This window comes from Thermohalobaculum xanthum (genome assembly GCF_016623495.1).
In the GTDB taxonomy this organism is placed as follows: Bacteria; Pseudomonadota; Alphaproteobacteria; order Rhodobacterales; family Rhodobacteraceae; genus Thermohalobaculum; species Thermohalobaculum xanthum.
Genome location: NZ_JAEHHL010000007.1, coordinates 218,922 through 231,071 on the forward strand (window position 1 = coordinate 218,922; position 12,150 = coordinate 231,071).

Here is a 12,150-nt window from a genome sequence, read left to right on the forward strand (position 1 = left end):
GCTCAAGCCCCGGCGGCCGGATCCGTGCCCAATGGCAGGCGCGGCTGATCGACGCTGAGTTCCTGACCGGGCGGCGGTGCGTGCCGCGCGCGCTCGACCTTGTTCACGAAGCTCTGTGCCCTGAGGGATGTGAGGATGTCGTTGAGGTGGCGCAAGTCGCGGACCTCGATATCCATGGTCATCAGGAAGAAATCGGGCTTGCGGGTGCTCACGCCGATATTGTCGATATTGGCATTCTGCTCGCCCACCAGCGTGCAGACCTTGCCCAGCGTGCCCGGCTGGTTGAGCAAGGTGAGGTCGATGCGCGCCAGGTTGGCCGGCGTGCGCGAGGCGTCGGGCGACCAGCGCAGGTCGTGCCAGCGCGTCAGGTCGGCCTCGTGCTGCTCGAGGATCGGGCAGGACATCTCGTGCACCACCACGCCGCCGCGGCGCGCAAGGCCGATGATCCGCTCGCCCGGCACGGGCAGGCAGGTTTGGCAGAAGATCACCGCCGCGCCGCGGCTGACGCCGCGCACACGCTTGGGATCGGTCAGCGCCTCGGCCGGCTCGGGTGCCACCTCCTCGACCGCGTTGGGGCTTGGATAGATCGCCTCGTAGACCTGGTGGGCGGAGAGTTCGCCGCGCGCGAGCTGGACGAGCATTGCCTCGACCGAGGGCTGGCCGAGCTTGACCGCCGCGGCCTGGTAGGCCTTGGCGCCGCCCTCGCGGCCGCGCCGGGCGAAGGTCTGCTCGATCAGGTCGCGCCCCAGCGCCAGTTCCTCCTCGCGCTGCCGGTCGCGCAGGGCGCGCCGGATCGCGTGCTTGGCGCGGCCGGTCTTGGCCATGTCTTCCCAGTGCGGCGAGGGGCGCTGGCCCTCGGCCGTGATGATCTCGACCTGCTGGCCGTTGCGCAGCCGGGTCCAGAGCGGCACGCGCCGCCCGTCGACCAGCGCGCCGGCGCAGCGCTCGCCGATACGGGTGTGGATGGCATAGGCGAAATCGATCGGCGTCGCGCCGCGCGGCAGCCCGACCACCTCGCCCTTCGGCGTGAAGCAAAAGACCTGGTCGGTGAACATGTCGAGCTTGACATGCTCGAGGAACTCCTGCGGCTCGTTGCCCGCCTCGATGCGCGCCAGCAGATCGCGCAACCAGCTGTAGGGATCGACCGCGAAGGGGTTCTCGACCCGCTCGCCGTCGCGATAGGCCCAGTGCGCCGCCACGCCGGTCTCGGCGACGGCATGCATCTGCCAGGTGCGTATCTGCATCTCGACGCGCGCGGCACCCGGCCCCGACACGGTGGTGTGGATCGAGCGATAGCCGTTCGCCTTGGGCCCCGAGATGTAGTCCTTGAACCGCCCCGGCACCGCGCGCCAGTGGCGATGGATCGCGCCCAGCGCGGCGTAGCAGTCCGCATCCGTGGTCACGATCACGCGGAAGCCGTAGATGTCCGAGAGCTGCGAGAAGCTGATCTGCTTCTCCTCCATCTTGCGCCAGATCGAGTAGGGCTTCTTCTCGCGCCCGCGCACCTCGGCCTCGATCCCCGCCTCGGCAAGGACCCGCGACAGCTCGGCCGAGATCTTCGGGATCAGGTCGCCGCTGTCGCGCCGGAGCTTGAGGAAGCGGCGCATGATCGAGGTGCGGGCCTCGGGGTTGAGGACCTCGAAGGCCAGGTCCTCGAGTTCCTCGCGCATCGACTGCATGCCCATCCGGCCTGCCAGCGGCGCGTAGATGTCCATCGTCTCCTGCGCGATGCGGCGGCGCTTCTCGGGCTTGAGATGGTCGAGCGTGCGCATGTTGTGCAGGCGATCGGCCAGCTTGACCAGGATCACCCGCACGTCCTTGGCCATGGCCAGCAGGAGCTTGCGGAAATTCTCTGCCTGCGCCGTCTCGGTCGAGGTGACCTCGAGCTTGGTGAGCTTGGTCACGCCGTCGACGAGGCCGGCGATCTCCTCGCCGAACAGGCGCGCGATCTCGTCCGAGGTCGCGGGCGTGTCCTCGACGGTGTCGTGCAGCAGGGCCGTCACGATGGTCGAGTCGTCGAGGCGCAGATCGGTCAGGATCGACGCGACCTCGAGCGGGTGGCCCCAGTAGGGCTCGCCGCTCGCGCGCCGCTGGTTGGCATGCGCGGTCGCGCCGAAGACATAGGCGCGGTTGAGCAGCGCCTCGTCGGTGTTGGGGTTATAGTCGCGGACCTTCTCGACCAGCTCGTATTGGCGGATCACCTAGACTACGCTCCGCTCGGGCCGGCGCCGGCCGTGCCGTTCAGCCTCTGTCCTGCTCGGCCATCAGGGCGCGGAGAAGCTTCTCCTCGTCCAAATCGTCCGTCGCGGGCTGCGGCGGTGCCGGCTGGACGCCGACCTCGGCGCCAAGCAGCATCGCCATGTTGTCCTCTTCCGGCTCGTCGACCTCGATCTGCCGCTGCGACGCCTCGATCGCCTGCTCGCGCAGCACGTCGGGCTCGAGCGTCTCATCGGCGATCTCGCGCAGGGCGACCACGGGGTTCTTGTCGTTGTCGCGGTCGATGGTGATCGGCGCGCCGGACGAGATCGTGCGCGCGCGGTGCGCGGCAAGCATCACGAGGTCGAACCGGTTGGGGACCTTGTCCACGCAGTCTTCAACGGTGACGCGGGCCATGAGGCATCTCCCTGTCGCTGATCCTGATCGGAAGTGCGGTGTATATGGTGCAGATGCGGCGAATTCAAGACGCAGCGCCCCATGCCGTCTCCGGGCGCCCTCATGGCAGTGCGACGACCTCGGCGCGCGCGGCCTCGGGAAGGGCCGCGAGCATCTCGGCGACCGACCGGCCCGTGAGGGGGTGGCGCCACTCGGGCGCGATGTCGGCGAGCGGGACCAGAACGAAGGCACGCTCGTGCAGGCGCGGATGCGGCAGGATCAGGCGCGGCGGCACCAGCGTCTGCGCCTTGCCCAGGTCGAGCGCGATCCAGTCGCGCACCGTTTGTGCGTCGGGAAGCATGGCATCGCCCATCGCGATGAGGTCGAGGTCGCAGACCCGCGGCGCCCAGCGCGCCTTGCGCCTGCGCCCGAGCGTTTCCTCGACCGCGTGCAGGCGCTCGAGCAGCTCGGCCGGCTCGAGACCAGTCTCGACGCGCGCGGCGCCGTTCACGAAATCGGGACCGCTGCCGGGGGGAAAAGCAGGCGTGCGAAACCAGCGCGACGGTTGGATCGCATCGATTCCGTCACTATCCTTTAGTATAGCCAACGCTAGGCATAAGGTCGCCTTGATGTCGGCATTACCCGATGGGATATTTGCGCCCAAGGCAATCAAGGCAGTCGGCATGCCGGCTCCGCAATGAATGGAATTCCGTTTCGGTCCGGAGTAAAGAGTGCCCCCCGAATCGCGCGCCCCGCGGACCATCAACCGCCATCTGGCAATTCACCATGTGGCATAGTGCCTGAGGAAATTATGTTCTATCGCGACGAGCGTCTCGCTCTCTTCATCGACGGCTCGAACCTTTACGCTGCGACCAAGGCTCTGGGCTTCGATATAGATTACAAGCTTCTGAGATCCGAGTTCCTGCGCCGCGGAAAGCTGGTTCGCGCCTTCTACTACACCGCCCTGATCGAGAACGAGGAATATTCCCCGATCCGCCCGCTGGTGGACTGGCTCGATTACAACGGCTTCACGCTGGTGACCAAGCCCGCCAAGGAGTTCACCGACTCGACCGGCCGGCGCAAGGTCAAGGGCAACATGGACATCGAGCTCGCGATCGACGCGATGGAGATGGCCAACTATGTCGAGCACATCGTGCTGTTCTCGGGCGATGGCGACTTCCGCCCGTTGGTGGCGGCGCTGCAGCGCAAGGGCGTGCGCGTCTCGGTCGTCTCGACCATCCGCTCGTCGCCGCCGATGATCGCCGACGACCTGCGCCGCCAGGCCGACAACTTCATCGAGCTCGAGGAGCTGCGCGAAGTGATCGGCCGCCCGCCGCGCGAGGACCGCGCCGCCCCCCGCAACGGCCGCGAGACGGAAGAAGCCGACAACGGCGCCGAGGGCTGATCCACAGCCCCGCGCATTACCGTGCCCCAACCCGCATCCGAGGCGCCGCGCGACTGCACGCTTTGTCCGCGGCTGGTCGCCTATCGCGACGCGAATCGCGCAGCCGAGCCTGACTGGTTCAACGGCGCGGTGCCGAGCTTTGGCGACCCGGATGCGTGGCTCTTGGTGGTCGGCCTCGCGCCCGGCGTGACCGGGGCGAACCGGACCGGCAGGCCCTTCACCGGCGATTTCGCGGGCTCGCTGCTCTATGGCACGCTGGCGAAGTTCGGTCTCACGCGCGGCGTCTTCGCGGCGCGGCCCGATGACGGGTTGCAGCTGCGCGGGGCGATGGTGACGAACGCGGTGCGATGCGTGCCGCCGCAGAATCGGCCGACCGGGGCCGAGGTGAACGCCTGCCGCTCATTCCTGGCCGCCCGCATCGCGGCGCTGCCGCGGCTCGGCACGATCGTGACGCTGGGCAAGATCGCGCATGATTCGACGATTCGCGCGCTGGGCGGCCGGGTGGCGCAGCATCCCTTCGGGCATGGCGCGGCCTCGCGCATCGGCGAGTTGCGGATCCATGCGAGCTATCACTGCTCGCGCTACAACACCAATACCGGCCGGCTGACGCCCGAGATGTTCGAGGCGGTGTTCGCAGCCGCGACCGCGGGTGCGCCCCGCTGACTCCGGGGCGACTGGCGCGCCGGCGCGGGCCGCCATAGGATCGGGCGCCCGCGCATCGAAGGATCACCGACATATGGCCAGCCAGACCACGCCCCACCCCAGCGCCACCGACCGCGCGCGCGACCGGGCCGAGCTTGCCGCAGCGCTGCCCCATATCCTGGCCGCGCTGGCGGATGTGGGGACGCTCGACATGATCGTCGTGCGGCCCGAGCACGGGCTGCGCCGGGACGTCGCGCATACGCGCCTGACGGCGAGCCACGGGGTCGAGGGCGACCACTGGTCGCGCGGCTGCTGGCGCACGACCGAGGACGGCCGGCCCCATCCCGACGTCCAGATCTGCCTGATGATGTCGCGCATGATCGGGGCGATCGCGGGCGAACGCGCGCGATGGGCCGCGGCGGGAGACAACCTGTTCATCGACATGAACCTCACGCCCGCGAACCTGCCGCCCGGCAGTCGGATCGCGATCGGGTCGTGCATCCTCGAGATCACCGCCGAGCCGCATAACGGTTGCCAGAGCTTCATCGACCGCTATGGCCGCGACGCCTGCGTCTTCGTCAACACCGGCGACGGCAAGACGCACCGGCTGCGCGGGATCTATGCCCGGGTCGTGCAGGACGGGACGGTGACCGCCGGCGACGCCGTGCGCAAGCTGGCCGGCTGACGACCGGGCCCACGAGACCCAGCGGATCGGAGCTTCGCCCGAGGATGACCCGGATCGCCATCGCCGGCTTCCAGCACGAGACCAACACCTTCGCCACCGGCAAGGCCGGGTTCCACGAGTTCGACATCGCCGATTCATGGCCGGGCCTTCTGGCTGGCGAGGCGGTGATCGCGCAGACGCTTGGCCTGAACCTGCCCGTCGCCGGCTTTGCCGCCGCGGCGCGGCGCGCGCACGGCGTGGAACTGGTGCCACTCATGTGGTGCGCGGCCGAGCCCTCGGGCCATGTCACGGACGAGGCCTTCGAGCGCATCGCGGGGATGCTGATCGACGGTCTCCGCCGCGCGGGGCGGATCGACGGGCTCTATCTCGACCTGCACGGCGCGATGGTGACCGAGAGCCATGATGACGGCGAGGGCGAACTGCTGCGCCGCCTGCGCGCCGAGCTGGGCGGGGCGCTGCCGATCGTCGCGAGTCTCGACCTGCATGCGAATGTCACGCCCGCCATGGTCGGGCACGCCACCGCGCTGACGCTCTACCGGACCTATCCGCATCTCGACATGGCGGCGAGCGGAGCGCGCTGCCTGCCGATCCTGATGCGCGCCATCGAAGGGGCGGCGCCCTGCAAGGCGTTCCGGCAGGCGCCCTATCTCATCCCCCTCCACGCCCAGTTCACGGGGGCCGAGCCCTGCCGGTCGCTCTATCGCGCGCTGGAGGAGTTCGGAGGCGAGGGCGTCTCGGCCGATATCGCGCTCGGCTTCACGGCGGCGGATATCTTCGATGCGGGGCCGTCGGTGGTGGCCTATGCGCCGGATCAGGCGGTGGCCGATGCCGTCGTGGACAGGCTCATCGGCGCCATCGCGGCTGCCGAGGGCGCCTTCGACTGCGGGATGCTGAGCCCGGCCGAGGCAGTGCGGGTCGCGATGGCGAACCGCGGCGACAGGCCCGTGGTGATCGCCGATGTGCAGGACAACCCCGGCGCGGGGGCGAGCTCGGACTCGACCGGGCTGCTCGCCGCGCTGGTGGCCGAGGGGGCGGAGGGCGCGGTGCTGGGGCTGCTCAATGATCCCGAAATGGCGGCGCGCGCGCATGCGGCGGGGCTTGGTGAGGTGATCGCCGGGCCGCTCGGCGGCAAGTCCGGCCTGCCGGGTCAGGCGCCCTTCGAGGGCCGGTTCCGGGTCGAGGCGCTGAGCGACGGGCAATGCCGCTTCACGGGCGAGATGTATGGCGGCGGGATCGCCGTGCTGGGCCCGACGGCGGTGCTGCGGGTCGAGGACGCGCGGGCCGATGTACGCGTTGTCGTCGGCAGCCACCGCAGCCAGTGCCTCGACCGTGCGATCTTCACCCATATCGGGATCGACCCAAGCCGCCAGCGCATCGTCGCGGTCAAGAGCACGGCCCATTTCCGCGCCGATTTCGACCCGATCGCGGCCCAGACGCTGATCGCGGCGGCGCCCGGGGGCTTTCCCTGCGATCTGGCCGCGATCCCCTATCGCCGGCTTCGTCCGGGCGTTCGGCTGGGGCCATGTGGCCCCTGTTCTCAGGGCATGGTGCAGTACCAGAAATCGACGGGCCGGGTCCCATAGCAGCTACTGCTGCTCGCGCTAAAACACGAACATGCCACGCCTGACGGCAGGGTTGTCCGAGGCGGTGTTTGGGGCGGTCGTGGTGTTAGACTTCGATCGAGCATTGCGCCCTATCGAACGCGCCGACATGATTATTTTCGGAAGTATTTTGACGACGGGTGCGGAATATCCATGAGTTTCATCAGACTGCTTGTTGCGGCACTCACAAGCCTTTCGATTTCGATTTCCACCTCGATCTCGGTCGCCAGCGAGCCGGCGACCCAGCAGGAAATGGCGGAAGAAATGATGCGGCTCGCGTCTCGGTATGTTGGCCCCGACATTCGTCGTCGCGCTCCGGCTGGTTCCTCGACCGAATATATCACTGGCCCGGTGAATTCATTCTTACGCATCACCGACTGCCAGTTCGAATTTCACTGGGACGACCAGTCGCGCGCAGTCATGTCTTGGGAACTCGGGAAATACTCGGTCGATTCCGAGCCTACGCAGTTCGATGCGACGACGTTCGTTGCGTCCTTCGAACTCGATCCCAGGTGGCTGGCCGACCATCGGCGGGGTGGTACGTTGCGTCATGAGACGGAAAAGACCTTAGAATATCACTTCAAGCTCAATGGTGACCCGAGCCCCTCCAGGGCAGCCCGGATCATGATGGCGCCGGGGGTCCTGGATGGCATGTTCGGCGAGCACCTTCGGTCAAACCACTATCGCAGTCAGGAAGATGGCAGGATCGTCTATGTAGGTTCGGTGTATGAAGCGGTAGTCAAGCTGCGCCCCGAGGATGCCCCCGCCTTCATCGCCCTGGCTCGCGAATACAGGCAACGTTTCTGCATGATCGAGTAGATTTGTTGCGGCGAGCAGTAATTCGGTTCGCTCAGTTCCCCTCGAGCACGCGTCGCGCGATCACGCCCGCCTGGATCTCGGCCGCGCCCTCGAAGATGTTGAGGATGCGCGCGTCGCAGAGCACCCGGCTGATCGGGTATTCGAGCGCGAAGCCGTTGCCGCCGTGGATCTGGAGGCCATTGTCCGCCGCCGCCCAGGCGACCCGGGCGCCAAGCAGCTTGGCCATCCCGGCCTCCAGGTCGCAGCGCCGGTCGGCGTCCTTCTCGCGCGCGGCATAGTAGGTGATCTGACGCGCGATCATGACCTCGACCGCCATCATGGCCAGCTTGGATGCGACGCGCGGGAAGGCCGAGAGCGGCTTGCCGAAGGCGACCCGCTCCTGCGCATAGCGGAGCGCGATCTCCATCGCCGACTGCGCCACGCCGATGGCGCGGGCCGCGGTCTGGATGCGGGCCGATTCGAAGGTGCGCATCAGCTGCTTGAAGCCCTGCCCCTCGACCCCGCCGAGCAGCGCATCGCCCGGCACGCGGTGACCGTCGAGGGCGAGGGTGTATTCCTTCATGCCGCGATAGCCGAGGACCTCGATCTCGCCGCCCTCGATGGTGGCGTCGGGGAAGGGGGTCTCGTCGGTGCCGCGCGTCTTGGGGGCGAGGAACATCGAGAGGCCCGAATAATCCTTCGTGTCGGGGATGGTGCGGGCCAGCACCGTCATCAGGTCGGTGCGGCCGGCATGGGTGATCCAGGTCTTGTTGCCGGTGATCACCCAGTCCTCGCCCTCGCGCACGGCGCGGGTGCGCAGCGCGCCGAGGTCCGAGCCGGTGTTGGGCTCGGTAAAGACCGCGGTCGGCAGGATCTCGCCGCTCGCGATCTTGGGCAGGTAATGCGCCTTCTGCGCCTCGGTGCCGCCGCCGAGGATCAGCTCGGCCGCAATCTCCGAGCGCGTGCCGAGCGAGCCCACGCCGATATAACCGCGCGAGAGTTCCTCGGAGACGACGCACATCGCAGTCTTGCCCATGCCGAAGCCGCCATGTTCCTCGGGGATGGTGAGGCCAAAGACGCCGAGGCCGGACATCTCCTCGATGATCTCCATCGGGATCAGCTCGTCGCGCAGGTGCCAGCCATGGGCGTGGGGCACCACGCGCTCGTCGGCAAAGCGGCGGAACTGGTCGCGGATCATCTCGAACTCGTCATCGAGGCCGCAGTCGCCGAAGGTCGCCGCGCCCTCGCGCTCGGTCATGATCTGCACCAGCCGCATGCGGTGGGCATCGGTGTTGCCCTCGGCGATGAGCCGCTGCACGGCGTCGGTCGAGAACCCCGCGAGCTCGACCGGGCCGAGGCCAAGCTCGGACGGGCGGGCGATCTCGCCCTGGCTCATCGGGATGCCGCCCGCGATCTGGGCGAGGTATTCGCCCATGCCGATGGCGTAGATCAGGCGCTCGATCTCGCCCAGCCGGCCCGCTTCCTCGAGCCGCCCGGCCCAGCCGGTCATCTGGCGGAGCGCCTCGACATAGGTCGCCAGCCAGGCGAGCCCGTGGGCCGCGTACTGGTGGTCGTCGAGCATCCGCCCCGAGACGCGGCCCTGGGCGCTAACCTCGCGTGCAAGGCGCCCGCGCGCCTCGATCAGCAGCGCCTCCGCCGCGGTCACCGACTCGCGACCCAGGCTGACCAGCGCGGGATCGGCGGCAAGCGATGCGGGGGCGTCGACGCGTGCGGGTGAGGCGGTCATCGGCGGGCTCCTCGGCGGCGGCCACAGGCGGCTCGTGCTGCGGCGCGGAATCAATATTGCATCTGCGAATTGTCCTAGCCGTGGCAGAGGCAGCGGTCAAGGGAGTGAACGCAAGATTCTTGCGCTCCACATGGGCATGAAGGTTGTTTCTTGCCTGCAATCGCGCGTGCGCCTGCTGCTCACAAAGGTTTGGGCGTGGCCGGGGAAATTATTCCAGATGGTCCGGGACAGGCAGCAATCGTCCGTGTAAGAGGGGCGCCGATCCCGCAGCATTTTCCGGACCGGACGCTTGGAACACGCCGACGCTCTTGCAGGTTTCGAGATCGGCCTGTTCGTCGCTGCGGCGACGGTCATGGGCCTTGGCGGGTTCGTGAAGGGCGCGGTCGGCTTCGCGCTGCCCATGATCAGCATCGCCGGGCTGGGAAGCTTCCTCACGGCGCAGGAGGCGGTCGCGGTCCTGATCATCCCGACCTTTCTCTCGAACCTCTGGCAGACATTGCGGCAGGGCCCGCTTGCGGCGATCTGGACCCTCAAGGAGTTCTGGCGGCTCAACATCATGATGGCGCTGACGATCGGCGTCGTGGCGCAGCTGGTGCCGCGAATCTCCTCGGGCACGCTTTTCGTCACGTTGGGCGTGGTGGTGACTGTGGCCGCGGGGTTGCAGCTCTGGGGCTGGCGGCCACAAGCGCCGAAGACCGGGCCCGGCCGCACCGCGAGCGAGGTCGCGGCCGGGCTGATCGCGGGGATCACCGGCGGGATCTCGGGCGTGTGGGGGCCGCCGGTGCTGTTCTTCCTGATCGCGCTTGCCACGCCGAAGATCGAGATGATCCGGGCGCAGGGCATCGCCTATCTTCTGGGATCGGTGATCCTGGTCGGCGCCCATCTCCAGAGCGGCCTTCTGAACGCGGTGACGATCCCGTTCTCGCTGGCCATGTGCCTGCCCGTCGCGGCGGGCATGGCGCTGGGGCTGGCGGTGCAGGACCGGCTCGATCAGCGCCTGTTCCGGCGCATGACGCTGGCGGTGCTGTGCATCGCCGGGCTCAACCTGCTGCGGCGCGGGCTGTTCTGAATCTCAGCCGATGATGGCGACGCCGTCGCGCCGCGGGTCGCCGGCCGCGTCGACATTGCCGCGCGCGTCGCGCATCACCGCGTGGACGCCGCCGAAGAACATGGATCGGCTGGCCCAGCCGCGCGCCTCGGGCCAGGCGCCGAGCAGCGCCTCGCGCGCCGCGTCGGGCAGGCCTTCGAGCTCGAAGTCGATCTCGGGCTCGCGCCCCTCGACATGCAGCCGCGGCGCGGTGATCGCGGCCTCGAGCGACGCCCCGTGGTCACAGAGCTGCACGAGCACCTGCGCGAGCGCCGTGCGGATCCTGTTCGAGCCGCCCGAGCCCATCAGCGCGACGCGCCCGTCGGGCCAACCGACCTCGAGCGGCGTCATCATCGAGGCAAGCCGGCGGTCGGCCTCCCAGTTCAGCGGATCGCCCGGGACGAGGTCGTCCTCGCCCAGCATGTTGTTGGGCACGATCCCCGTGCCGGGCACCACGAAGCCCGCACCCTCGCCATTGCTCAGCGTGAGCGAGACGCCCATCCCCGCGGGGTCGACCACGGAAATCTGGGTGGTGCCGCGCAGGGCGGCGCGCCGCCCCTGCACGGAGGCGCGGTAGCGGGCGAGAAGGTCCGGATCGAAAAGCTTCGCCGTCCCGGCGACGACATCATCGTCGAGCCGGGTCTCGAGCCGCGCATGCACCGTCTGCGCGAAGGCGCGGGCGAGGTCGGCCGCACCCGGACGGTCCGGCGCGATCGCCAGGGCAAAGGCGATCAGCGCCCCGCCCAGCGCCGGCGGCGGGTTGAGCCCGATCTCGGCCATGCCCCTGGCGTGGCGCAGCGGCTCGCGCCAGACCGCGCGGTGTCGGCGCAGATCGTCGCGCGTGAGATGGCCCCCCTCCTCCATCACCTGCAGGAGCGCGGCCGCGACCTCGCCTTCCTGGATGAGGCGCGCGCCCTCGATGCCGAAGACCTCGAGCACGTCGGCCAGCGCGGGGTTGGTGAATAGAGCGCCCTCGGCCTTGGGCTCGCCCTCGTCGCACATCAGCGCCCGGATCGAGTCGGTGGCGCAGAGGATGGGCGTCACGATCCGGCCGATGCCGGACTGGAAGGCGGTCACGCGGACGCCCTCGCGCGCCGCGCGGACGGCCGGCCCGACCAGCTCGGCCATCGGCATGCGCCCGAGATCACGATGCGCGCCCTCGAGCGCCGCGGCGAAGCCCGAGCCGGCAACCGTTCCCGCCCCGATGACGAAGCGCTGCCGGGTCTCGCCGAAATCGGCCTCGACCTCGCGCAGGTCGAGCTCGGACAGTGGCCGCTTGCGGCGCGGGGTCTGGACGAAGGCGTCGAGGATGCGCGCGCCGCCCTTCGGGTCGCGCACCAGCATGAAGCCGCCGCCCATCAGGCCGGCGAGGACCGGCTCGGCAACCATCGCGGTGAAGGCGGCCGCGACCGCGGCGTCGACGGCGTTGCCGCCCGCGCGCAGGACCTCGGCGCCGGCATCCGCGGTCACCTGGTGGCCGGCAGCGATGGCGAAGCGCCAGCTCATCGCGGCACCCTTGGCGCCACCCCTTGCGTCGCGGCGTGGAGCCCGCCGTCGCGGAGGGGCGCGAAACGCGCGAAGACCGCCACGACA

The 12,150-nt window shown here is 69.1% G+C and carries 11 protein-coding genes; 6 read left to right on the forward strand and 5 right to left on the reverse strand.

Annotated elements, in window-relative coordinates:
• Positions 1-2: 2 nt before the first annotated feature.
• The 3 genes from H0I76_RS12770 to folK form a co-directional block, all read right to left on the reverse strand.
• Positions 3-2,201 (reverse strand): RelA/SpoT family protein, encoded by a 2,199-nt coding sequence (locus H0I76_RS12770; RefSeq protein WP_200610379.1) that lies wholly within the window; start codon positions 2,199-2,201, stop codon positions 3-5.
• A 40-nt stretch (positions 2,202-2,241) separates the two neighbouring features.
• Complete coding sequence (rpoZ, locus tag H0I76_RS12775; RefSeq protein WP_200610380.1) at positions 2,242-2,613, reverse strand: DNA-directed RNA polymerase subunit omega; 372 nt, start codon at positions 2,611-2,613, stop codon at positions 2,242-2,244.
• A 100-nt stretch (positions 2,614-2,713) separates the two neighbouring features.
• Complete coding sequence (folK, locus tag H0I76_RS12780; protein WP_325166447.1) at positions 2,714-3,355, reverse strand: 2-amino-4-hydroxy-6-hydroxymethyldihydropteridine diphosphokinase; 642 nt, start codon at positions 3,353-3,355, stop codon at positions 2,714-2,716.
• A 48-nt stretch (positions 3,356-3,403) separates the two neighbouring features.
• Here folK and H0I76_RS12785 point away from each other — a divergent pair, with 48 nt between their 5' ends.
• From H0I76_RS12785 to H0I76_RS12805, 5 genes are all read left to right on the forward strand, one after another.
• Positions 3,404-3,997, forward strand: a complete 594-nt coding sequence (locus tag H0I76_RS12785) for a LabA-like NYN domain-containing protein (RefSeq protein WP_200610381.1) — start codon at positions 3,404-3,406, stop codon at positions 3,995-3,997.
• A 21-nt stretch (positions 3,998-4,018) separates the two neighbouring features.
• Positions 4,019-4,660: a uracil-DNA glycosylase gene (locus H0I76_RS12790; protein WP_325166448.1), complete on the forward strand. Its 642-nt coding sequence runs from the start codon at positions 4,019-4,021 to the stop codon at positions 4,658-4,660.
• Between the two features lie 73 nt (positions 4,661-4,733).
• The gene (locus H0I76_RS12795) at positions 4,734-5,324 is read left to right on the forward strand and encodes an MOSC domain-containing protein (protein WP_200610390.1); all 591 of its coding nucleotides are present in this window, start codon (positions 4,734-4,736) and stop codon (positions 5,322-5,324) included.
• A gap of 44 nt (positions 5,325-5,368) precedes the next feature.
• Positions 5,369-6,907 (forward strand): M81 family metallopeptidase, encoded by a 1,539-nt coding sequence (locus H0I76_RS12800; RefSeq protein WP_200610392.1) that lies wholly within the window; start codon positions 5,369-5,371, stop codon positions 6,905-6,907.
• A gap of 171 nt (positions 6,908-7,078) precedes the next feature.
• Positions 7,079-7,744: a hypothetical protein gene (locus H0I76_RS12805; protein ID WP_200610394.1), complete on the forward strand. Its 666-nt coding sequence runs from the start codon at positions 7,079-7,081 to the stop codon at positions 7,742-7,744.
• Between the two features lie 31 nt (positions 7,745-7,775).
• Here H0I76_RS12805 and H0I76_RS12810 read toward each other — a convergent pair whose 3' ends face one another.
• Complete coding sequence (locus H0I76_RS12810; RefSeq protein WP_200610395.1) at positions 7,776-9,470, reverse strand: acyl-CoA dehydrogenase family protein; 1,695 nt, start codon at positions 9,468-9,470, stop codon at positions 7,776-7,778.
• 289 nt (positions 9,471-9,759) lie between these two features.
• Between H0I76_RS12810 and H0I76_RS12815 the strand changes: the two genes are divergently transcribed.
• Positions 9,760-10,539 (forward strand): sulfite exporter TauE/SafE family protein, encoded by a 780-nt coding sequence (locus H0I76_RS12815; RefSeq protein ID WP_234455292.1) that lies wholly within the window; start codon positions 9,760-9,762, stop codon positions 10,537-10,539.
• Between the two features lie 3 nt (positions 10,540-10,542).
• Here the strand turns inward: H0I76_RS12815 and H0I76_RS12820 are convergent, their stop codons facing one another.
• The gene (locus H0I76_RS12820) at positions 10,543-12,063 is read right to left on the reverse strand and encodes a gamma-glutamyltransferase (RefSeq protein WP_200610396.1); all 1,521 of its coding nucleotides are present in this window, start codon (positions 12,061-12,063) and stop codon (positions 10,543-10,545) included.
• Positions 12,064-12,150: the final 87 nt, after the last annotated feature.